16 protein-coding genes are annotated in these 23,767 nt (G+C 38.4%); 11 read left to right on the top strand and 5 right to left on the bottom strand.

All coding sequences use genetic code 11. The annotated features are described in order from the left end of the window. Positions 1–427: 427 nt before the first annotated feature. The 3 genes from HCO57_RS14655 to alaS all read right to left on the bottom strand — a co-directional run bounded on the left by HCO57_RS14655 (position 428) and on the right by alaS (position 4,518). Entirely contained in the window at positions 428–727 is a 300-nt protein-coding gene (locus HCO57_RS14655) for a GIY-YIG nuclease family protein (RefSeq protein WP_167989648.1), read from the bottom strand. A gap of 551 nt (positions 728–1,278) precedes the next feature. Next, positions 1,279–1,896 carry a DUF4230 domain-containing protein gene (locus HCO57_RS14650; RefSeq protein WP_167989647.1) on the bottom strand — a complete coding sequence of 206 codons (618 nt, stop codon included), beginning with the start codon at positions 1,894–1,896 and terminating at the stop codon, positions 1,279–1,281. Positions 1,897–1,902: 6 nt separating this feature from the next. Beyond that, entirely contained in the window at positions 1,903–4,518 is a 2,616-nt protein-coding gene (gene alaS, locus HCO57_RS14645) for an alanine--tRNA ligase (protein ID WP_167989646.1), read from the bottom strand. A 105-nt stretch (positions 4,519–4,623) separates the two neighbouring features. Here alaS and HCO57_RS14640 point away from each other — a divergent pair, with 105 nt between their 5' ends. The 7 genes from HCO57_RS14640 (at position 4,624) to HCO57_RS14610 (ending at position 9,293) form a co-directional block, all read left to right on the top strand. Continuing rightward, positions 4,624–5,601 carry a M23 family metallopeptidase gene (locus HCO57_RS14640; protein ID WP_167989645.1) on the top strand — a complete coding sequence of 326 codons (978 nt, stop codon included), beginning with the start codon at positions 4,624–4,626 and terminating at the stop codon, positions 5,599–5,601. After that, positions 5,601–5,930 (top strand): MerR family transcriptional regulator, encoded by a 330-nt coding sequence (locus HCO57_RS14635; RefSeq protein ID WP_167989644.1) that lies wholly within the window; start codon positions 5,601–5,603, stop codon positions 5,928–5,930. The genes HCO57_RS14640 and HCO57_RS14635 overlap by 1 nt, the downstream gene beginning before the upstream one ends. Positions 5,931–5,949: 19 nt before the next feature. Further along, a complete protein-coding gene (locus HCO57_RS14630; RefSeq protein ID WP_167989643.1) occupies positions 5,950–6,549 on the top strand; it encodes a LemA family protein in 600 nt (199 codons plus the stop codon). After that, entirely contained in the window at positions 6,549–6,989 is a 441-nt protein-coding gene (locus tag HCO57_RS14625; RefSeq protein WP_167989642.1) for a TPM domain-containing protein, read from the top strand. Before HCO57_RS14630 ends, HCO57_RS14625 begins: the two co-directional genes overlap by 1 nt. Positions 6,990–6,994: 5 nt before the next feature. Continuing rightward, positions 6,995–7,804, top strand: a complete 810-nt coding sequence (locus tag HCO57_RS14620) for a TPM domain-containing protein (protein WP_167989641.1) — start codon at positions 6,995–6,997, stop codon at positions 7,802–7,804. Between the two features lie 521 nt (positions 7,805–8,325). Further along, complete coding sequence (locus HCO57_RS14615; protein WP_167989640.1) at positions 8,326–8,589, top strand: DUF1871 family protein; 264 nt, start codon at positions 8,326–8,328, stop codon at positions 8,587–8,589. Between the two features lie 158 nt (positions 8,590–8,747). Further along, positions 8,748–9,293 carry a DUF1877 family protein gene (locus HCO57_RS14610; RefSeq protein ID WP_167989639.1) on the top strand — a complete coding sequence of 182 codons (546 nt, stop codon included), beginning with the start codon at positions 8,748–8,750 and terminating at the stop codon, positions 9,291–9,293. A 43-nt stretch (positions 9,294–9,336) separates the two neighbouring features. Here HCO57_RS14610 and HCO57_RS14605 read toward each other — a convergent pair whose 3' ends face one another. After that, positions 9,337–10,302, bottom strand: coding sequence for an IS110 family transposase (locus HCO57_RS14605; RefSeq protein WP_167989638.1), 966 nt, complete (start codon positions 10,300–10,302; stop codon positions 9,337–9,339). 363 nt (positions 10,303–10,665) lie between these two features. Between HCO57_RS14605 and HCO57_RS14600 the strand changes: the two genes are divergently transcribed. The 4 genes from HCO57_RS14600 (at position 10,666) to pbpC (ending at position 22,354) form a co-directional block, all read left to right on the top strand. Then, positions 10,666–11,187, top strand: a complete 522-nt coding sequence (locus HCO57_RS14600; protein WP_167989637.1) for a hypothetical protein — start codon at positions 10,666–10,668, stop codon at positions 11,185–11,187. A 376-nt stretch (positions 11,188–11,563) separates the two neighbouring features. Continuing rightward, entirely contained in the window at positions 11,564–13,942 is a 2,379-nt protein-coding gene (locus HCO57_RS14595; RefSeq protein ID WP_167989636.1) for a BspA family leucine-rich repeat surface protein, read from the top strand. A gap of 491 nt (positions 13,943–14,433) precedes the next feature. Then, positions 14,434–19,977 carry an alpha-2-macroglobulin family protein gene (locus HCO57_RS14590; protein WP_167989635.1) on the top strand — a complete coding sequence of 1,848 codons (5,544 nt, stop codon included), beginning with the start codon at positions 14,434–14,436 and terminating at the stop codon, positions 19,975–19,977. A 19-nt stretch (positions 19,978–19,996) separates the two neighbouring features. Further along, the gene (pbpC, locus tag HCO57_RS14585) at positions 19,997–22,354 is read left to right on the top strand and encodes a penicillin-binding protein 1C (RefSeq protein WP_167989634.1); all 2,358 of its coding nucleotides are present in this window, start codon (positions 19,997–19,999) and stop codon (positions 22,352–22,354) included. Positions 22,355–22,360: 6 nt separating this feature from the next. Here pbpC and der read toward each other — a convergent pair whose 3' ends face one another. Next, entirely contained in the window at positions 22,361–23,662 is a 1,302-nt protein-coding gene (gene der / locus HCO57_RS14580; protein ID WP_136951620.1) for a ribosome biogenesis GTPase Der, read from the bottom strand. Positions 23,663–23,767: the final 105 nt, after the last annotated feature.

The following is a 23,767-nucleotide window of genomic DNA, read 5'->3' as shown; positions in this document are numbered from 1 at the left end:
CACTGTGCTCCTCATTTCGAAATAACAAGAACCAAACTTAAAAAACCTCTATACGTCATTTCGAACCCTTGAAGAATGAAAGGCGAGAATTCTATATAAAACAACACGCTCTGAATTAGATTTCTCAATCGTCGCTGTGCTCCTCATTTGATAAGGACAAAAACAACACTTAAAATGCTTCAATACGTCATTTCGAACCCTTGAAGAATGAAAGGCGAGAAATCTATATAAAACAACACACTATGAATAAAATTTCTCAATCGTCACTGCGCTCCTCATTTGGAAAGGACAAAAACAACTCTTAAAATGCGGTAATACGTCATTTCGAACCCTTGAAGAATGAAAGGTGAGAAATCTATATAAAACAACACACTATGAATAAGATTTCTAAATCGTCGCTGCGCTCCTCATTTGGAAATAGAGTATTTTAAACAATCTGATTATTCAGAAACTCCCATTCAGGATTAAACTCTGTAATCAAATCATTCTTTTTTTCTCTTCTCCACTTTTTTAATTCTTTTTCTCTTCTTATAGCAATATCTATCGAATCAAAAGCTTCAAAATACACTAAATAGAAACATTTATACTTTCCTGCAAAACTTGTTGTTTCACTCAATCCTGCTGATTGATGTTGCGCTAATCTTTCTGACAAATTACTAGTTACTCCAATATATAAAGTGGTTTTATGTCTATTCGTGACTATATAAACGTAACTAGTTTTTGGCATATTCAAATATATAGCAGGAATTGAGATTTCTCAATCGTCGCTGCGCTCCTCATTTCGAAATGACATGAACCAAACTTAAAATGCTTCAATACGTCATTTCGAATCCTTGAAGAATGAAAGGTGAGAAATCTATATAAAACAACAAACGCTGAATTAGATTTCTCAATCGCCACTGCGCTCCTCATTTCGAAATGACAAAAACAACACTTAAAATGCTTCAATACGTCACATTTCGAACCCTTGAAGAATGAAAGGTGAGAAATCTATATAAAACCACACACGCTGAATTAGATTTCTCAATCGTCACTGCGCTCCTCATTTCGAAATGACAAAAACAACACTTAAAATGCGTTGATACGTCATTTCGAATCCTTGAAGAATGAAAGGTGAGAAATCTATATAAAACCACACACGCTGAATTAGATTTCTCAATCGTCGTTGCGCTCCTCATTTCGAAATGACATCAACCAAACTTAAAAAACCTCTACACGTCATTTCGAACCCTCGAAGAATGAAAGGTGAGAAATCTCCTAGAGGTAATAAAATTTTGACTAATCCTTCAACTGTTGTTCTAGGTCGGTTAGCCCTGTAACGGTTTGGTCTTGATAAACAAGCGTCCAACCCATAGAATTGGTTAGCACCAACAATTTAGACAATTCACTTACCAATCGGTTATTGGCATTGGTATATAAAGTAGAGGCTTCAACTTTTTTTAAAAGTGAAGCCTTTACGTTTTTCTTTATATTATTGTAATCGGCTGCTGCAAATGGATTTAAATAATCCTGAGTAACATCATAGTACTCAAAGTCTGGATGCAATTTTATTTCTGGCTCTGGAATGTGGGTTATCTGCACCGTTTTAGCTTCCTCATCTACTGTAAATGAAACTTGTTTAAGGTCAAATACCACCTCTACATCAGCATTAACCACCACCAACGCTTTTTTTTCTGCGGTTACCAATGGTCCAAATAATTCCTTGCTATCCTTATAATTATAAACTTCCGCAAAATGACCTTCGGTTACTATCAACTTAGAAACCTGAGCAATTTGCTGCTCAATGAGCATGGAATTTTCCTTTAGGATGGAGCGCTCCTTTTGGGTATTCCTATAACTATTGTAAATGAACACCACTGCCAAAGCGACTATGATTCCTGCAAGGACTTTTTTCATTGCTGTTTAATTCAGGTATTCCTTAACCTTGTCCAGTGCTTCTGGTATACCGGCTGGATTTTTACCTCCTGCTGTTGCAAAGAAGGGTTGGCCACCGCCACCGCCTTGAATGTATTTACCCAGCTCTCTTACTATTTGGCCCGCATTTAATTCTTTGGCTTTGGCCAGCTCTTTAGAGATATAGCAACTCAACAATGCTTTGCCGTCTTTATCCGCAGCCAACAGCACAAATAAATTGTCTTTATTGGCTCCCATCTCAAACAACAAATCTTTGATACCCGCAGCATCCAAATCTACTTGTTTGGCTAAGAAATCTACCCCGTTTACATTGGCAACTTCATTCAACAATTCTGACTTTAACCCTTTTGCTTTCTCTTTAAGCAATTGCTCTACTTGTTTGCGCAATTGGGCATTTTCGTCTTGCAAATCTGCCACCGCTTTTACAGGGTCTTTGGCTTTATTTAATAGACCTTTAATATCGGATAAAGTAGCATCGTTCTCTTGGTAAAACGCTTTTACGGCATCAGAGGTAATCGCCTCTATTCTTCGGATACCTGCGGCCACTGCGCCTTCTGAGGTTATTTTAAAGTGCCATATTTCACTGGTATTTTGCACGTGCGTACCGCCACACAATTCAATAGAATTTCCAAATTTAATGGTACGTACGGTATCGCCATACTTTTCTCCAAACAAAGCCATTGCCCCTGCTTCTAACGCTTGTTTTACAGGAACGTTTCTATTTTCTTCTAAGGGAATCTGCCCTGCAATACGGGCGTTTACAAATTGCTCTACCGCTTCTAATTCCTCTGGAGTAACTTTAGCAAAATGACTAAAATCAAAACGTAAATGCTTGGAATGAACCGCAGAACCTTTCTGCTCTACATGGGTTCCTAAAATTTCTCGTAACGCTTGATGTAGCAAGTGTGTTGCCGTATGGTTACTAGCCGTGCGTTGACGTTGTTTTTTATCTACCACTGCTTTGAACGTGCCCGCTAAATCTGTTGGCAAGTTTTCCGCAAAATGTACAATTTCGTTATTCTCTTTTTTAGTATCTAAAATATAGGTTACATCGCCATTAGCTGCTTCTAAATAGCCTTTATCCCCTACTTGACCACCACCTTCAGCGTAGAAGGGCGTTAGGTTAAAAACCAATTGGTAACGGTCTCCTTCCTTCTTAGTGGTAACCTTACGGTATTTTACCACCTTAACCTGTGCTTCTAAGGCATCGTACCCAATAAATTCTTGTTCAGTATCTTGCTCCAATACCGTCCAATCGCCTTTACTTATTTCAGAAGCGGCTCTAGAACGTGCCTTTTGTGCTTGCAACGCCTGCTCAAATCCTTCTGTATCTAGAGCAAAACCTTTTTCTTCTAAAATCAAGGCTGTTAAATCTATAGGAAAACCAAAGGTATCATATAGTTCAAACGCCTTATCGCCATCCACTTTTTTATCCTTGGCAGATTTCATCACCGAATCTAACAATACCAATCCTTGTTCTAAGGTAGCTAAGAACGAGTTTTCTTCTTCTTTAATCACGTTCTCTATCAGTTGCTGCTGGTTCTTCAACTCTGGAAATGCCGCACCCATTTGTGAGGCTAGCGTATTCACCAAACGATAAATAAACGGCTCTTTGGTATCTAAAAACGTAAATCCGTAGCGGATTGCTCTTCTTAAAATTCTACGGATAACATATCCAGCTCCAGTATTGCTGGGTAATTGCCCATCTGCAATAGCAAAGGCTACCGCTCTTACGTGATCCGCAATTACACGGATAGCAATGTCGGTTTCCTCATTTTTACCGTATTTGCTTTCGGTTATGGCTTCAATTTCGCGAATTAAAGGGGTAAACACATCGGTATCGTAATTACTTTGTACGCCCTGTAAAACCATACACAAACGCTCAAAGCCCATTCCGGTATCTATATGCTTTTCTGGTAAATTCTCCAGTTGGCCGTTTGCTTTTCTGTTGTATTGAATAAATACCAAATTCCAAATTTCCACCACTTGTGGATGGTCCATATTTACCAATTCCGCACCTGGTATTTTGGCTTTTTCTTCTGCAGAGCGGATATCTACATGGATTTCTGAACAAGGTCCACAAGGTCCTTGATCACCCATTTCCCAAAAGTTATCTTTTTTGTTACCCATCAAGATGCGTTCTTCTGGCACAATAGCTTTCCAGAAATCGTACGCTTCCTTATCCATGGCTAACTGGTCTGCATCTTCACTCCCTTCAAACACGGTAACATACAAACAGTCTTTATCGATTTTATAGACTTCGGTCAACAACTCCCAAGCCCATGCAATGGCTTCTTTTTTAAAATAATCGCCAAAGCTCCAGTTCCCCAACATCTCGAACATGGTGTGGTGGTAGGTATCCTTACCCACCTCTTCCAAATCGTTATGCTTACCACTAACGCGCAAACATTTTTGGGTGTCCGATGCACGTTTAAATGTGGGTTTGGTATTGCCTAGAAAGTACTCTTTAAACTGGTTCATCCCCGCATTGGTAAACAGCAAGGTTGGGTCATTTTTCATAACCATTGGGGCAGACGGAACTATCTTATGTTCCTTACTCTTAAAAAAGTTTAAAAACTGTTCTCTAACCTTTTGGGATGTCATATGGAGAGTGCTACTTTAAATTATTTTTAACTCAACAAACAAAACAATTTTTATATTTGTTTGTTACCATAAATTGAAAGCCCAAAAATAGGATAAATTACCTTCATGTCTAAAGTAAAGTACTATTACGATCCAGATACCCTTTCTTATAGAAAAATAGAACCTAAAAAATCTAAACGCTATAGGAATATTTTTTTGTTTTTAGCGGCTTCTACCCTCTTTGGTTTTCTGGGACTTACCTTGCTTTTAAACACAAATTTGGTAAACACTCCCAAGGAACTTTCCTTAGAAAGAGAAGTGCAGAACTACGAGCTCCAATATGAAATTTTGAATAAAAAAATGGAGCAAATGGAGCAGGTTCTTACCAATATAGAAGACCGGGACAATAATATCTATCGCCTTTATTTTGAAGCCAACCCCATACCAGAAGAGCAGCGCAAAGCAGGCTTTGGTGGGGTAAACCGCTATAAATCTTTGGAAGGCTTCAACAATTCTGAAATTATTATTAATACCACTAGAAGGTTAGACATCATCCAAAAGCAAATGGTGATTCAATCTAAATCTTTAGATGAAATTGCCTTGCTTGCAGAGGAAAAAGAGAAGCTGCTAGCAGCCATACCTGCCATACAGCCTGTGCGTAATGAAGACTTAACTCGCATGGCATCTGGTTTTGGGTGGCGTACAGACCCTTTTTTAAAAACACGTAAAAAACACTGGGGAATGGATTTTACCGCCCCAAGAGGAACACCCATTTTTGCTAGTGGTGATGGTAAGGTTACCCGTGCAGATAACAACTCTTCTGGTTACGGTAAACACATACGCATAAACCACGGTCACGGCTATTTAAGCTTGTACGCCCACTTAAGCAAATACAACGTTACTCCTGGCCAAAAGGTTAAACGTGGTGATTTAATAGGCTTTGTTGGCAATACCGGACGTTCAGAAGCGCCCCATTTACATTATGAAGTTTGGAAAGATGGCGAACGCATAAATCCTATTAACTTTTACTACGGAAGTTTATCTCCAGAAGAATTTGAAAGCATGTTGAAATTTGCTAATCAAGAGAACCAATCGCTCGACTAATGCATATAGACCTACCAGAAAAACGTTATTACGGTATAGGAGAAGTAGCCGAAGCTTTTGGTGTTAACACCTCATTGATTCGTTTTTGGGAAAAAGAATTCGACATCCTTCAACCTAAAAAAAATGCAAAGGGCAATAGAAAATTTACTCCTGAGGATATTAAAAATCTTAAATTGATTTTCCACTTGGTTAAAGAGCGTGGATTTACTTTAGAAGGCGCAAAAATTCATTTAAAAGAAGAAAAGCACAAAACGCTTTCCCGATTTGAAGTGATTGAAAAACTCCAAAAGGTGAAAGCCGAATTAATTAAGATTAAAGAACAACTATAACTATTATAAACACTAGAAAATGAAAAAAGGATTAATTCTTGTTGGCGTATTAGTGGTCATTGGCATTGCACTGTATTCTTGGGCCGTAGGCTTTAATAATAACGCAGTTAAACTAAAAGAAACTACTACAGAAGCCTGGGGAAAAGTAGAAAGTTCTTACCAAAGACGTAATGACCTTATTGGCAATTTAGTGAAAACCGTACAAGGCGCTGCAGACTTTGAAAGGGGTACCCTTAAAGATGTGGTAGAAGCACGTGCTAAAGCAACAGCAACCACCATAGACCCTACCAACATTACTCCAGAACAATTACAAGCTTTTAACCAAGCACAAGGAGGTTTAAGTTCTGCCCTTTCTAGATTGTTGGTAACCGTGGAACGTTATCCTGATTTAAAGGCTAACCAGAATTTCTTAGAATTACAATCGCAATTAGAAGGGACGGAAAACCGTATTAATGTCGCTAGAGACCGTTTTAATGAAGCGGTTAGACCATACAACACCCATATTAAAACCTTCCCTAATTCTATTTTTGCAAATTGGTTTGGTTTTGATGAATTGGCCTACTTTAAAGCAGAAGCCGGAGCGGAAAAAGCCCCTGATGTTGATTTTAATTTTGACTAATGAACACTAAGGTAGAAGCCTTTTTAACTGCAGAAGAAGAACAAGAGATTGTAGCGGCGATTATTAAAGCTGAAAAAAACACCTCTGGAGAAATCCGTGTACATATAGAAGCTACAACCCAGCTAGACCATTTTAGTAGAGCCCAACAAGTCTTTCATTTTTTAAAAATGGACAACACTAAAGACGAAAATGGCGTGTTACTATATGTTGCCGTACAAGACAAACGCTTTGTAATTTATGGTGACCGTGGTATTGACCAAGCGGTGCCCAAAGGTTTTTGGGAATCTACCAAAGAAGTCATTTCTCAGCACTTTAAAAAAGGAGCGTTTAAGGATGGTATTGTTGCAGGCATTTTAAAAGCTGGCGAAGAATTAGAAGCCCATTTTCCTTGGCATCACGGCGACGTTAATGAGTTGAGCGATACCATCTCTAAAGGATAGATAGCATGGCTAAAACACTGGGTATAAAATTTCTTTTAGGCGTTACGCTAAGCATTTTTAGCTTACACTTTTGTTGGGGACAATTTAACATCCCAGAAAAACCTAAGGTAGAAACCAGTGTTTACGACTATGTTAATCTACTCTCTACAACTCAAAAAAGTCAGCTAGAGCAAAAACTAATTCGCTACTCGGATAGCACTTCTACCCAAATAGTAATAGCCATTATAAATTCTACCGAAGGGGAGAATATAAATTATTTAGGCGCACAATGGGGTCAAAAATGGGGAATTGGCCAAGCCGAAGAAGATAATGGCATTCTAATACTTTTAGCAAGAAATGATAGAAAAATAGCCATCAATACTGGTTATGGCGTAGAAGAATACCTGACGGATTTTATGAGCCGCCGCATCATAGAACAAGTAATGATACCCCAGTTTAAAAACAACAACTACTATGGTGGGCTACATAGGGGGGTAGATGCTATTTTTCAAGTTCTGAATGGCCAGTTTACAGAAGATAGAACGTTTACTAAAAAGCAACCTTTTTTTAAAGACGCTATTCCTTTTATCATTTTTATAATCATCCTATTTATCATCATTAGCCGGAATAAAGGCAACCGTAACGATAGAAATAATCGTGGTGGTAGAGGTGGCCGTGGATTAGACATTTGGGACATGATTATCCTAAGCAATATGGGCCGCGGCGGTGGTTCTTCTGGTGGTTTTGGTGGTGGCGGCAGCTTTGGTGGTGGCGGCTTTGGCGGTGGCTTCGGTGGTGGCGGCTTTGGGGGCGGTGGTGCTTCTGGAGGCTGGTAACACAGCAAAAGCACTTTTCTTGAAAGACCTTTTTTTCCCTTATTCTTTGGGTTGTGGATAAACTGGAATACAAAAGCCTATTTTACGCCTTTAAAAAAGAATTTGGTCCATTTTCTTGCCAAGGCATTAACAGTTGAGATCTAACAGTTAAGAAAGTGTTTAAATTATCTTTAAAATATGCTATTTAATGGGTAGTTTTATACCAAAGAGATATCTGTGGCATGACGGATATTGTATTGTTGTGCTTCATGTTGAAAAAAATTAGAAATGGAAGTAAATCTTGCATTTTACAGAAAAAAGGACTGGGGAAAATTCTTGAGGATGATTGATGATAGGGAGAGTATGTTCGACACTTGGAAGGAATGGAACAAATCCTATCTTAGAACAAAGAAAGAACTCACGTCAAATGGACTAAAAGTCAATGAAGTTGAAGTGGATTTAGCCGAACTTTACAAATATTGCCGAGAAAATGGACTGAAAAACAACGGAAGGACAAGGTCACAATTCGTATCTAACAAAAGATGAACAAAAAACATATTGAGAGACTAAAGGATATTCTAAGCGAATGGAATCCACTTGGTGACATGGCAAATCAAATAAGCGATTTGGAAAATTATGAAATCGAGGCGACCGACATCCTCTTCCACATCAATAAAAAAAATTCGGTGGAACAAATATCAAAAATAATAAAGACCGTTTTGGAGCAGGCCTTTGATATTGACGTGAACAAAGAAAAAAGTCTTGAAGTCGCACACAAGATTCACTTAATGATTAATGAAAAATAAAACACGAAAGCACAACACCGGCTATAATTCATTGCTGCATTTTCGCTAAATTTAAGCCTATTAACATTAAAAGGGCCCGATTTCTAACCGACAATTTCCTGCCGGAAATCGTCGCAACGAAATCATAGCCCAATTGTTGTAAGTTATTTTGAATAAAAATGGGTCAAAGAGCCACACTTTATAGAGTAGACAAAAAAAGATTTGAGGAATTAAGGAGCTTATCTGAAGTTGATAGCATTGAACCATTCATAGTAGATTTCGCCGAATTCGAAAAAAATCACGAAGGACTTAAATATCTTTTAGTCAAATGGGCTAAACCTAATGAGGTTGGACTAATTGAAGAAATATTTTATCCATCAGAATCACTTTTTGATGGAACTACGGAACCAAATCCTGACGACCCAGACGAATGGGAAAAATATCTTGAAGAATTTGACAATGATTCCTCTATTCCATTTTTAAATCCAGAGAAAACAAAAACATTGGGTAAACTACTTACGGAACTAAATGACCAAGATTTTATTCTTTTATACAATTCAAAAGAAATGAACAAAAATAAAGTCTATCCATGGTGCTGGCATGACGAAGAAAAAGAAGACTTGGCTTTTAATAAAACCGACATTCTTCAAGGAATTGAAAAATTAAAAAAAATCCTAATTGAAGCTGGACAAAATGGAGACTATATATTGTCTTCTGTGGGTTAAAAAACAACTTACAACAAAGAACTGAGTTAAAAAACAAGTTCTTTTAGTTCAATTTCGACACATATTTCTCATCGTAAGGTATTCCGGATTTTGCAATAGCAAAAGCCTGTTTCAAAAGCTTGTTGCATACCGCTATCAAAGCAAGTTTTTTGCTTTTTCCCTTAGCTACTATGCGTTCATAGATTGCTTTGCATTGTTTGTTGTACTTACAAGCTGAAAAAGCGCATAAAAACAAAAGATTTCTAAGTTTTCTATTTCCAACCTTACTTATTCTGCTCCTACCCCTAACACTACTACCCGAACGCCTTATTGTAGGTGTGATACCAGCATAATTGCATAGTTGGGCCGCAGTTTCAAACTTGGTAAATCCTTCGGTAAGTACAATCAAAAGGGCAGCCGTTTTATCGCCTAGACCAGGTATGCTCTTTAAGTTGCTCAACTGTTGCTGTTGGCTCTTTTTTACCAGAGACATCAATCTTTCCTGTAAACTGGAGAGTTGCTTGTCCAATTCGGCCAATGATTTTTTTAAAGAGTTATAGACTGTCTTGGATGGTATACCCAGTACTTTTTCGCCGTGCAACTTATTCTTTAATTGTGTGCGCTGTTTCAAGTAGATGTCCATTAATGCCAATAGTTGGAGACTCTCTGATTGTTCAGCTCCTTTGCCATTATATAGAGGTACTTGATTCATTTGTGCATAGTCACATATGGCTCTGGCGTCGCTCTTATCTGTCTTAATTTTGCTTAATTTCATTTGAACAAAACGTTTGACCGACAATGGGTTTACTACCGAAACATGGATGCCTTGGTCATATAAAAACTGTGCTAATAAGTAATGGTAATAGCCAGTAGCTTCCATTACCACCAAGGTTTCTGTGTTTATTGACTTTAGATATAACTTAAAACCTTTTAGGCTATTGTCGTATTGATGATGTTTACCGTTAGTGTCCATAACATCAAATACATCTTTACTGATATCTACTCCATGAATTTCTTTATATTTATCCATAAGAAAATGTTTTGGGAAAGGACATACCACTACTTATTCAACAACTTGAAAACGAGATCTAGGTCTCACAGAACTGAACGAATTCTTAGTGGAAAAGAGAGGGGGTCATCAATGTTGACGGAATCGATAGTTCCTATGGCTATATTGACCTTATTCCTCTCTTTTGTTCTTTCTTAATTATTACATCAATTTAAAAAAAATCAAACTTAAGCTGGCTATAATTCATTGTGGCGGATTTCCTTAATCGGAAATCCTTAACTTCAAGCCAAGGTTTGATTTCGGGCGGGATGTTCACTGCGTGAAATTCCACAACGAAATCATAGCCGAACCGTTGTAAATAATTTTAAAAAACATGTTTCTAGTTTGAAACTCGAAATACCTTTTAATGCGAAAACCTATTTAAATCAAGTCGAATTACTTGTTCCATACATTTATTCTCATTTGATTAAAAAAGTAAATATTTCTCTTATTCTTGGACTTTTGCTATTAATTGCAGGTTCTATTTTACTTATTAAAAATGAAGATTCGGGTGTTATCCTGATAATAATAAGTATGATAGTTTTATATGATTCATATCGAAAAAACAACCATTATAAGCGGACAAAAATTTCTTTTATGAACATTATGAAAACGAATATGGAGGAAAAAGCAGATGAACTTAAAACTGGGACTTTTGAATTTTTACCTGACAACTTAATCTATACCGATGATTTGAGTTCATCAACAATAAACTGGTCTGATTTTGAAGGTTATAAAGTTGTAAAATCAAACTTATTGATGATTGTAAATCAAAAAGACGGGAATATATTAGTTATCGGAGAAAAAGAAATTGGTACGGAAAAATTTAATAGAGCTATAGATTTCGTAAAGCAACGCGTGAAATAAACCTACATACAACAAAACCTATAAACACTATGAGTTTCGGGCTTAACCAAAAGGTTTGTGCATTTTTAAAGACCACCAAATAGAAAATTACGCGATAACGAAATGACCTATTTCGGCTTTAAAAAGATTTTAAGCCTTTCAGAGGGGCTTTCTCTTTAACAATCGCTTGCTTTATTTCATTTTCTGCGTGGCAACCAAAAAATCAACTCAAAACAACTAGTTGGAATGCGGCATCAACCTGTATCATCTGCTTATTTTAATAATATCTTTTTTTAATATCAACCGCATAATAAATCACCTCATAAACTGTTAGGTATTATAGTTATACAAAAACGATAGTTGTATAAAAAATAACAGCAACCAAACCAACCTTTAGATGACATACAGATTTGCCCTTGCACTTTTAATAAGTGTATTGCTATGCTCTTGCAAAACAGACCCCAAAAAACCTATTCCCAGTACAGAGAATACCCCTGCTAAGGCTGCTAAAGAAAAGGTTATAGACAGCCTGCAACATACGCCAGACTCATTGCCTACGGCTCAAGATAGTATTACACCAGGTTTTATAACAGAGTGGTATTTAGATTATGAAGACTCTGTCACCATACCCACTAGAGATAGAATATTAACCTATGATTATACTATTGATTGGGGAGATGGCACAGTAGACAAACACGTAAAAGGAGATATTACGCATGATTATGAAGATGATGGCTATTATACGATTACCATCACAGGAAAGTTCCCCAGTATTTATATGGGTAAACTTTCTGGAGAAGATCGTTTAATGAGTGTAAAACAATGGGGAGACCAAAAATGGAAATCTATGGCAGATTCATTTTCCGCTTGTCCCAATCTAAGCATAGATGCTACAGATGTCCCAGACCTCTCCCAAGTAATTTTTATGAATTCCATGTTTGCTGAATGCACCAATTTAGAAGGCAATTTTAAAAATTGGGATACGGCTAACGTGCGCTACATGAAGCTTCTCTTTTCCGAAGCCACCAACTTTAACGAAGACATTACCTTATGGAATACCGCTAATGTAGAAAACATGGACCGTATGTTTGAAAATGCCGAAGCATTTAACCAACCGATAGGTAATTGGAACACGGCTAAGGTAAAAAACATGAGAGGTATGTTTAACGGGGCTACTGATTTTAATCAGGAAATTGCCAATTGGGATACCACATTGGTAGAGAATATGGAACGTATGTTCGATGGCGCCATATCTTTTAACCAGCCCATTGGTAGTTGGAATACGGCAAACGTCATCTTTTTCTCTTACATGTTTAGTGGTGCTGAAACATTTAACCAACCTATCGGTAACTGGAAAACTGCTAATGCTAGGAGTTTTGCTGGCATGTTTAGCTATGCAAAGGCATTTAATCAACCAATAGGTAATTGGAATACGGCCAATGCTAAATCAATGCACTTGATGTTTTATAAAACCGAAAATTTTGATCAACCCATTGGAACATGGGATACCGCTAGGGTAACCACTATGAAAGACATGTTCGGCTACACGCAAAAATTTAATCAACCTATTGGGGAGTGGGACACAAGCATGGTAACTACTATGTCTGGCATGTTTAAGCATGCCGAGCGGTTTAACCAACCCATTGGCAATTGGGACACCTCAAAGGTGACCGATATGGAAGAAATGTTCTACTACGCCGAACAATTTAACCAACCTATAGGCAATTGGGATACCTCTAATGTTACTACCATAGAAGGCATATTTTACAATGCAACCTCTTTTAACCAACCTATAAACGATTGGGATATTTCTAAAATTACAAGTTTAAACAAAGTTTTTCATGGTGCAGAGGCATTTAACCAAACGGTGGAAGATTGGGACATCTCTAACCTAGAAACTATAGAAAGAACGTTTTACTATGCTAAATCCTTTAACCAACCCTTAGAAAAATGGGACATCTCTAAATTTAAAAGTTTAAAAATGATGTTTTCATTTGCAGAATCTTTTAATCAACCCTTAGCCAAATGGAATACTGGTAATATAGAAACTATGGAGGATGCTTTTTTTGAAGCAAAATCCTTTAACCAGCCTATTGGCAATTGGGACACCTCTAAGGTGACCAATATGGATGCCATGTTCAAGGAGGCAGTATCGTTTAATCAAAATATTAATGATTGGGACACTTCTAACGTCATCCATATGTCACAAATGTTCCATGGCGCTACCGCTTTTAACCAACCCTTAGACCAATGGGATGTTTCTATTATTAGACATTTTAATATGATGTTTGAAGATGCAGAAGCGTTTAACCAAAATATTAATACTTGGGATGTTTCTGCTGCCGTGGATATGGCGGGCATGTTCAGCGGTGCCAAAGCATTTAACCAACCCTTAAACAATTGGGATGTTTCTAAGGTGGAAAGAACCATATATATGTTTTCTCAAGCTACGGCTTTTAACCAAGATATCAGCCAGTGGGATACCTCTAACATAACATCAATGGATTCTATGTTTGAGTATGCTTCTTCATTTAACCAAGATATTAGCAAATGGAACGTTACTAATGTCACCAATATGAACGAGATATTTAAAGATGCTAACCTATCTACCAAACATTATGACGCCTTGTTACTGTCCTGGCAAAATCAAGAACTAAAAAGAAATGTCTCTTTTTATGTGGGGGATACCAAGTACACCAAAGCAGCAGAGGATGCCAGAATTAACATGCAAAAAAAGGGTTGGAAATTTTATGATGGTGGCCTTTTAGAAGAGTAAAAAGTGGTATGAAAGTAAAATTCTTGTTCTTTAGCGCACTAGCTTTATCCATTTTAGGCATTTTGCTAGTATTCATTAAACTGAATTATTATTTCTGGCAGTCTAAGGGTGACTTTCTGCTGTATGCTGGGATGGCTATGCTTATCCTTGCTATGCTAATTACCTGCATCACATTTGTGCTGACGACGAAAGAACTACTACAAACTTCTAAATTGGATTGGCTTTGGTGCACTAATTTAATTCTGATGGTAGTATACCTCATCGCATTTCTCTATTATTTGTTTGTTTGATATTCATTTGAAATAATTATCGCACTGTAAAAAGGTTATAGACTTTAGTCTAGCTTAGATTCAAAAAAAAATATAAATAACTTATAGTATTTCATCTTTTTCTTTACATACGCTTTAACACACTTAACGGTATTCCGTGAGATAAATAGCATTTAATTGCTGTATCTTGCAGTAGTAAGTACCAATAAATCACCCCACCACATGAATGTATTGAAATACGCATTTTTTGCTTTAGCCCTTCTATTTTGGAGCAGCTGTAAAAAGAATACCCCAGCAGAAACTACAGACAACCTATTTGCTTTTAAGGCGTACGTTAGCTACCACACCATGGGGCAACATAGTATTGCAGAGCCAATTACCGTAGGACTTACCAATCCGCTTTCGCAGTACGATTTAACCCAAGAAATTCCCGCAGAATATATAAAAATAAGACCTAAAGTTAAAGGCAAACTCGTCATAGAAAACGGTAACACTTTGCTTTTCACACCAGAAGAGTTATTACAACCAGATACGGAATACAATGTAACCATAGCCTTAGATAAGTTGTATGAGGATGTGCCGGCAAAATATAAAAACTACACCTTCGCTTTTAAGACCTTAACACCTAATTTTAATATCAACCTAGACCATTTACAATCGTATTCTAAAGAATGGCAATACCTAACAGGTACATTACAAGCTTCTGATTTACTGCCTACAGAAAAAATTTCTGAAATTTTAAAAGTCTGGCATGATGGTAAATCAGTAAAAATTAAATGGTCTAATACGGAACCTTATAGCAAATACTACAACTTTACCATAGATAGTATTCAACGTAAAACAGAAGATAGTGAACTGGCTATTACCTATGATGGTGCTGCGGTGGGGGTGGACCAAAAAGGAAACCAAAACTATCCTGTTCCTGGCAAAAATAATTTTACAATCGTAGATGTTAAAACCTCTACAGCACCAAATGCCTACGTAACCCTTAATTTCTCTGAAGCCTTACAAGAAAATCAAGATTTAAAAGGATTTGTTAGAATTTCAGAAGCAGATGAACTTAGGTATGAGGTAGAAGGGAATTTGCTCCATGTGTACCCCTCTAACAGAATCTTAGGAGAAGTAATGGTCACGGTATTTAGTGGTATAAAAAGTGCCTATGGGGTTGCGCTAAAAGACCATTTTGGCCAAAAGGTGTCCTTTGAGCAATTAAAACCACAAGTACGCCTGCTTTCTAAAGGAACCATTTTGCCCAACAGCACGGCAACCCCCCTTTATTTTGAAACCGTAAATCTAAAAGCTATAGAGGTTAGGGTTATACAAATATTTCAGAACAACATGTTGCAGCATTTGCAATATAACAACCTAACAGACAACTACAACAATGAACTTAAAGCGGTAGGCAGGCGCGTTGCCTACAAAGTTATAGACCTCACTAAAGACGGACAAAAAGACCTAAGCTATTGGAAAGCCCATGCATTAGATTTATCTAAGTTGATGCAAGTAGACCCTGGTGCTATGTACCGGGTTGAATTTAGTTTTAGAAAAGTGCACGCCCTATACACGTGTGAAGGCTCTGAGACCGAAACTGAATTGGACGAAATAGCGATGGAAAATCCAACGGAAAATGCTGAAGAGCAATATTGGGATAATCAATTGTACCGATGGCGCTCTTACCATTACAATTGGGAAGAAATGGAAAATCCTTGCCATGAGGCTTACTACAATTTTGACCGTGTGGCAAGTATCAATTTATTGGGGAGTGATTTAGGGCTGATTGTTAAAAAAGGAACGAATAAGTCGTACCATTTTGCTACAAGTAATTTATTAACCGCACAACCTGAAGGGAACACCAAGATTTCGCTTTACAATTTTCAACAACAAAAACTAACAGAAATCACTACAGATACAAATGGTTTAGGTGTATATGATGGTGATGCTACTATTGCCTTTGCTGTAGCACAAAAAGAAAACAACTATGCTTATGCTAAGTTATTAGATGGTAATGCCCTTTCTTTAAGTAAGTTTGATGTCTCTGGCGCCTCTCTTAAAAAGGGGCTGCAGGGCTTTTTATACACAGAACGTGGGGTGCATCGTCCAGGAGATGTAGTTCATTTAACTTTTGCCTTAGATGATAAAAGCAACCCGCTCCCACAGGACCATCCTGTAGTTTTAGAAGTTACTGATGCAAGAGGTAAATTAGTGCAACGGAACGTTTTAAAAGACCTGATTGTGGCGGTTAATGATAGTTTATTTGCGCGTAAAGAAGGTCAATTTTATTATTTTCCTATTCCCACCACTGAGGATGCACCTACTGGCAGCTGGACGGCAACGGTAAAAGTAGGAGGAGCAACATTTAATAAAACCCTCCGTATTGCAACCGTAAAACCAAATAGGCTAAAAATAGATTTAGGTTTTAACAAAGAAGTTTTAGAGGCAAATCGTTTAGTGGCGGGCAACCTACAAGTTAATTGGCTGCATGGTGCACCTGCTCGCAATTTAAAGGTGGATATAAATGCAAAAATTTCTGTAGCAAACACAGCGTTCCCTAACTACAAAAAGTACAACTTTAAGGACCCAGTCCGCAGTTTTACCAATACTGAACTACAGTTATTAGAAGATTACGTAGATGATAATGGCCTACTAGCGATACAAAAAGAAATTAGCGTCAATAAAAATGCACCGGGCATGTTACAGGCTACATTTACCACCCTGGCCTACGAACAAGGGGGCGACTATTCTTTAGATGTATTTACCAAACCACTTGCTCCCTACCGTTATTTTGTAGGTTTACAATCGCCAGAACCCAAGCAATATGGTTCTTTTTATACTGATGAAAAGACCACTTTTGACGTAATCTCTGTAGATGCTCAAGGCAAGGCTGCTGCACAACGTAAACTAACCGTAAAGGTGTACGAGATTGCATGGCGATGGTGGTGGAATCGTGGTAATGATAATCTTTCTAGATATGATAATGCTTCTGTGCATATTCCGTATAAAGAACTTAGTATTACTACCGATGCGCAAGGCAAGGGCAGTTTTAGCCTCTCTATCCCTGAGAATGATAGAGGCCGATTCTTAATTCGTGTTATTGATGAAGCTTCTGGCCATGCTACTGGGCGTACCGCTTATTTTTATCGCAACTGGTGGAATAGAGCGCATAATGGTGATGCAGAAAGCTCTAAAATATTGCTATTTGCATCAGACAAAGAAAGCTACGAAACGGGAGAGGAGGCTACCATAAGTTTTCCTTCTTCCGCAGGGGGCAAAGCGCTTGTAAGCATCGAAAATGGTTCTGAAGTTTTATCACAACAGTGGATTAGCACCAAGGACAAAGAAACCAAAACTAGCATAAAAATTACGCCAGAAATGGCTCCAAATGTATATGTCAATATCTCTTTATTACAGCCACATGGCCAAGTACGCAATGATATGCCCGTACGGCTTTATGGCGTGATGCCCTTGCTAGTAACTAATCCTGCTACAGAACTAGCACCAAAAATTGATGTACCAGAAGTCCTTAAACCAGAAGAGAACTATACCATCACGGTAAGTGAAGCGCACAACAACCCCATGACCTATAGTATTGCCGTAGTAGACCAAGGGTTGTTAGACCTCACACGTTTTAAAACACCAGATATCCATGCTCATTTTTATGCTAGAAAAGCGCTAGGTGTAAAAACCTTTGACATTTACGATGCGGTGATGGGCGCTTACTCTATAAGCGTGGATAATATTATTGGGGGTGGCGGTATGGCAGAAGGCGCTAAAAACAGAAAAGCGCAGCGTTTTAAACCTGTAGTCACTTATTTAGGGCCTTTTACCTTAAAGGCAGGCAGTAAAGACAAGCATACTATTAAAATGCCCAACTATGTGGGGGCTGTACGCGCTATGGTGGTTGCTGGTAATGCCAAAGGAGCCTATGGCCATACCGAAAAGAGCGTTCCTGTACGCAAGCCATTAATGGTTTTAAGCTCTGTGCCCAGAAAACTAACGCCTGGAGAAACCGTGACTATTCCCGTTACCGTATTTGCCATGGAAAAAAAGGTAAAAAACGTTGAGGTTACCATAAAAACTTCGGAAGCCTTGGAACCTCTTGGGAATACTACTAAAAACCTCAACTTTAAAGGTATAGGTGACCAGGTAGTAAACTTTGATTTTAAAGTAAAACCAAATGTAGCTTACCAGACCATAGAAGTCACTGCCAGTGGAGCTGGAGAAAAAGCGACTACCAAAACGGAAATACAGATTAGTAATCCAAATCCTATTACCACAAATAGCACCTTACATACGCTAGAAGCGAATGAAAAAAAATCATTTGATTTTACCGTATTTGGTACTAGCGGTAGTAACAATGCTACGGTAGAATTCTCTACCCTACCCCCTATGGATTTTAGCAAAAGATTGGCGTACCTAATTGCATATCCTCATGGTTGTGTGGAGCAAACTACTTCTGCAGCATTTCCGCAATTATTCTTATCCTCTATTTTAGATATTGATTACAATCAACAAAAATCGACAGAGAAAAATATAAAAGCAGCGATTAAAAAGTTGTCAGATTTCCAAACTACAGATGGTGGACTTAGTTATTGGCCTGGTAACAGCTACGCAGATGAATGGGGCACTAACTATGCGGGGCATTTTATGCTAGAAGCTAAGAGTAGAGGGTACCAGTTACCGTTAACCTTTTTAAGCAACTGGCTACGTTATCAGACTAAAACAGCCAGAGAATGGAATGGGGCAAGATATAGCTACAACACGGACCTTACCCAAGCCTACCGCTTATACACCTTAGCCCTTGCACAACAACCAGAACTTGCTGCTATGAACCGCTTAAGAGAGCAGTCTAATCTTAGTAATAATGCTAAATGGCGTTTGGCTGCTGCTTATGCCTTAATTGGCAAAAAAAGTATTGCTCAAGAGCTTATAAATAAGGCTAACATTGAAATAACTCCTAAAAGGGAAGATTATCATACCTACGGTTCTGTATTTAGAAATAGAGCGATGGCACTAGAAACCCTTGTACTATTGGGTAGTGATAAGCAGCGCGAATTAGCCTTAAGTTTGGCTAAAAATTTATCTTCAGATAAATGGTACAGTACGCAGGAAACAGCCTATGCCTTATTAGCCATGGCTAAAATGGCCAAGAAAAACGGCGGAAAAGCTATAGACCTTAGCTACATTTATAACGGTAAAGAATACAATGTTAAGAGTGACAAAGCCCTTGCCATTCGCGATTTACCTATTCGTAAAACCACAGCAACAGTGACCGTAAATAATAAGCGCAACAATGTGGTTTATGCCACTTTAAATTTACAAGGGCGTTTGCCTGTGGGTCAAGAGTTAGAGCAACAGCAAAAAGTAGTACTTAAAACCAGCTACATCAATAGTGATGGGAGTAGCCTTTCTGTTGACCAGTTACGACAAGGAACAGAATTCCAAGCCCGTATTAGTGTAACCAACACTACTAATGATGATATGGATAATCTTGCGCTAACCCAATTATTGCCGAGTGGCTGGGAGCTAGTAGATACTTCCTTTGTAGATAACAACAACAATTCTCAAGGTGTAGATTACCAAGATACCAGAGATGATAGAACGCATTTTTATTTTGGTTTAAAAGCCAAGAGTTCTAAAAGTTTTGTGGTGAGACTAAATGCCTCCTATCTGGGCACATATTATTTACCCGGCTCGCAAGTAGAAGCTATGTATGACAATACGATTAGCGCACGTACCAAAGGCACTTGGGTAAAAGTAGTGCAGTAAAGTAAAGGGTGTTTGTTGCATGAAGTGGATTGCAGTTTTAAAAAGACACCGCATACAACTAGGGATAGCCTCGCTACTATTCCTAGTTTGGCTTTTCTGTTTACCTAAACCCCTATTCACTACTCCAACAGCAACTGTAGCTTACAGTAAAGAAGGGCTACTCATAGGTGCGCGTATTGCCTCAGATGGGCAATGGCGATTCCCCGCTGTAGATAGTGTTCCTTACAAATATGAGCAATGTATTTTACAATTTGAAGACGCTTATTTTTACAAGCATCCAGGTTTTAATCCTGTATCCATGTACAAAGCCCTACAACACAACCTAACCAAATCTACACGTAGAGGGGCAAGTACGCTAACACAACAGGTAATACGGTTAAGTAGAGGTCAAAAAAAACGTTCTTACCTAGAAAAACTTATCGAAATTTTCATGGCTACACGGTTAGAAGCGGGCTATTCTAAAAATGAAATATTACAAATGCATGCAAGTTATACGCCTTTTGGTGGTAACGTTGTAGGCTTAGAGACCGCAGCTTGGCGGTATTTTGGGTTGCCAGCAGCGCAACTAAGTTGGGGGCAAAGCGCTGCCTTAGCAGTTTTACCCAATGCACCTTCCTTAATTTTTCCGGGTAAGAATGACACTTCCCTGTTAAATAAAAGAAATCGACTATTAAGAAAGTTACATGCAGCGGCAATAATAGATGCCACTGAATTAGAGTTAGCATTATTAGAACCGCTACCAAAAAAACCGCTACCCTTACCAGATTATGCTTCTCATTTAACAGCGCGTATAGCAAAAGAGTACCCTGGACAAAATATAAAAACCACGATAGATTTTGCCCTGCAAGGCCAATTAAATAATATCGCACTGCGTCATCATCAACAGCTAGCAAGCAATCAAATTCATAATTTAGGAATTGTAGTTTTAGAGGTTTCCTCTAAAGAGGTTCTTGCCTATATTGGGAACACGCCAAATAAAAAAACAGAAGCATATTACGTAGATATGGTTACCGCACAACGTAGTACAGGTAGTACGCTTAAGCCATTGTTGTTTGCTGCTCTGCTAGAAGAAGGTCATCTTTTGCCCAACACTTTAGTAGAAGATATACCAACGGTCATTAATGGTTACGAACCCAAAAACTATGATAACTCTTTTAGTGGACTAGTGCCTGCCAGTAGCGCCTTAACCCGTTCTTTGAATATCCCTGCCGTGCGTTTATTGCAAGACTACGGTTTAGAAAAATTTTATCACAAATTAGAAAAAACGACCTTACACAGTATTGATAAACCGCCGCACCATTATGGATTACCTATTATTCTTGGTGGCGCGGAGAGCAGTTTATGGCAATTGACTAGCACCTTTGCCGGTATGGCAAATACTGTGAATTATTACGTAAAGAACAGCAGTCAATACCGTAAAAACGAATTTCAATTGCCGCATTACCAAAAAGAAATTATACCGAAACAAGGCTCTAATCAATTTTCACCACCCTTTTTAGGTGCAGGCAGTTTGTATACCACACTGCAAACCCTTCGCAAAGTTAATAGACCAGAAGGTGATGAGAATTGGTATTTCTTTGATGACTCCCAAGCCTTAGCGTGGAAAACCGGTACAAGTTTCGGATTTAAAGACGCTTGGGCCGTTGGTACTACTCCAAAATACGCTATAGGAGTTTGGGTAGGGAATGCCGATGGGGAAGGCAGGCCAGGACTAACGGGTATCACGGCTGCTGCACCATTATTGTTTGATGTACTGCGCAGCCTGCCAAAATCGGGTTGGTTTTCCACACCTTATGATGATATGGCAACGGTGCAAGTCTGTACCAAAAGCGGTTATAATGCCACTCCCTATTGCGAAGATAGTCTTGAAGAACTAGTACCAACTAACGGTAAGCGCGGTGCACCCTGCCCTTATCACACCCAAATATCATTAGACCAAACGGGTAACTTCCGTGTAAATAATGCGTGCTATCCCTTAGCAGAAATGCAACAAAAATCATGGTTTAGCTTACCGCCTCAGTTAGAATATTATTACGCTCAAAAACAAAGCAATTACCACCCTTTACCTCCCTTTTTAGACGGATGTTCTGCCCTTAATAATGACAGAATAGCTTTCATCTATCCGAAGAAAAATGAAACCATTCTGCTCCCTAAAGGATTTGATACTAGACCTGAAGATGTTGTTCTAAAATTAGCCCACCAGCAAAAAGATGCCAAAGTGTATTGGTACATAGACCATACTTTTGTAGGCGAAACAGAACACTTCCATGAGTTGCTAGTGCCCATTACTCCTGGCGAATATACTCTTAGCGTAATGGATGAGGAAGGTAACCAACTTAGCCAAGAAATAACTGTAGCAACTGCAAGTACAGACTAGGCCTACTTATTTTTTACGCATAAATACGGTAATTGGCACTCCAGAAAAATCAAACTGCTCTCTTATTTGATTTTCTAGAAAACGCTTGTATGGATCGCGCACGTACTGCGGCAAATTGCAAAAAAATGCAAACTGCGGGTATTGTGTAGGCAGCTGCGTACAGAACTTAATTTTAACGTATTTCCCTTTTAGCGAAGGTGGAGGCCTGTTCTCAATAATAGGCAACATAATATCATTGAGCTTGCGTGTAGGGATTCTTCTAGAACGGTTTTGGAATACCTCTACGGCGGTTTCTATAGCTTTGTAAATACGTTGCTTATTGAGCACCGAAACAAATAGAATGGGCACATCATCAAAAGGTTCAATTTGTTTTTTAATCGCCTTGGTATAATCCCGTACAGAATTGGTTTCTTTAGAAACCAAATCCCATTTATTTACTAAAATGACAATCCCTTTATTATTACGTTGTGCTAACCAAAAAATGTTTTGCACTTGCCCATCAAACCCACGTGTGGCATCTAACATAAGAATACAAACATCACAATGTTCAATAGCCCTTACAGAGCGCATTACGGAATAAAATTCTAAATCTTCTCTTACTTTGGCTTTTCTTCTTATGCCCGCGGTATCTACCAAATTAAACTCGAACCCAAACCTGTTATACTTGGTATCTATACTATCTCTGGTGGTACCCGCAATGTCTGTAACTATGTATCTGTCCTCTCCTATTAGAGCGTTGATAAAAGAAGATTTACCGGCATTAGGTCTCCCAACCACGGCAAAACGTGGCAAATCGTCCTCTACTTCTACCTCTTCTGGCAATACTTTTACCAACGCATCTAACAAATCACCTGTACCACTACCATTAATACTAGAAAGGGTAAAATATTCTCCAAGTCCTAAGGCGTAAAACTCCACCGCATCTGCTTCGCGTTGGGCATTATCTACTTTATTAACGGCTAAAAAAACCGGCTTTTCTACGCGGCGCAACAAATTAGCCACGTCTTCATCCATCCCCGTGACGCCAGATTCTACATCTACCATAAAAATGATGGCATCTGCCTCCTCTATTGCTAACTCTACTTGTTTATCTATCTCTTGTTCAAAGATATCATCACTCCCAACCACATAACCACCGGTATCGATAACAGAAAAGTCCTTACCATTCCAGTCGCTCTTACCATAATGACGGTCTCTAGTAACCCCACTAACCGCATCTACAATAGCTTCTCTACGCTGAATTAAACGGTTAAAAAAGGTGGATTTACCAACATTAGGTCTCCCTACAATAGCAACAATAGCGCCCATCCAATGAAATTTTTGGCAAAAGTACCATTAATTTTTATAGGCTGCTATTTCTTAAGGATTTGTGGTAGAAAATATGGGGTCTTTCTACTTTTCTTTTCTAAAAAC

The sequence above is a fragment of the Croceivirga sp. JEA036 genome (genome assembly GCF_011882165.1).
GTDB lineage: Bacteria > Bacteroidota > Bacteroidia > Flavobacteriales > Flavobacteriaceae > Croceivirga.
The sequence above is the reverse complement of the archived record's forward strand: the minus strand, read 5'-3'. Positions and strand labels throughout refer to the sequence as shown.

Coding starts and splice junctions, on each gene's coding strand:
- HCO57_RS14655 (WP_167989648.1), bottom strand. CDS start 727: ATGCCAAAAACTAGTTACGTTTATATAGTCACGAATAGACATAAAACC.
- HCO57_RS14650 (WP_167989647.1), bottom strand. CDS start 1,896: ATGAAAAAAGTCCTTGCAGGAATCATAGTCGCTTTGGCAGTGGTGTTC.
- alaS (WP_167989646.1), bottom strand. CDS start 4,518: ATGACATCCCAAAAGGTTAGAGAACAGTTTTTAAACTTTTTTAAGAGT.
- HCO57_RS14640 (WP_167989645.1), top strand. CDS start 4,624: ATGTCTAAAGTAAAGTACTATTACGATCCAGATACCCTTTCTTATAGA.
- HCO57_RS14635 (WP_167989644.1), top strand. CDS start 5,601: ATGCATATAGACCTACCAGAAAAACGTTATTACGGTATAGGAGAAGTA.
- HCO57_RS14630 (WP_167989643.1), top strand. CDS start 5,950: ATGAAAAAAGGATTAATTCTTGTTGGCGTATTAGTGGTCATTGGCATT.
- HCO57_RS14625 (WP_167989642.1), top strand. CDS start 6,549: ATGAACACTAAGGTAGAAGCCTTTTTAACTGCAGAAGAAGAACAAGAG.
- HCO57_RS14620 (WP_167989641.1), top strand. CDS start 6,995: ATGGCTAAAACACTGGGTATAAAATTTCTTTTAGGCGTTACGCTAAGC.
- HCO57_RS14615 (WP_167989640.1), top strand. CDS start 8,326: ATGAACAAAAAACATATTGAGAGACTAAAGGATATTCTAAGCGAATGG.
- HCO57_RS14610 (WP_167989639.1), top strand. CDS start 8,748: ATGGGTCAAAGAGCCACACTTTATAGAGTAGACAAAAAAAGATTTGAG.
- HCO57_RS14605 (WP_167989638.1), bottom strand. CDS start 10,302: ATGGATAAATATAAAGAAATTCATGGAGTAGATATCAGTAAAGATGTA.
- HCO57_RS14595 (WP_167989636.1), top strand. CDS start 11,564: ATGACATACAGATTTGCCCTTGCACTTTTAATAAGTGTATTGCTATGC.
- HCO57_RS14590 (WP_167989635.1), top strand. CDS start 14,434: ATGAATGTATTGAAATACGCATTTTTTGCTTTAGCCCTTCTATTTTGG.
- pbpC (WP_167989634.1), top strand. CDS start 19,997: ATGAAGTGGATTGCAGTTTTAAAAAGACACCGCATACAACTAGGGATA.
- der (WP_136951620.1), bottom strand. CDS start 23,662: ATGGGCGCTATTGTTGCTATTGTAGGGAGACCTAATGTTGGTAAATCC.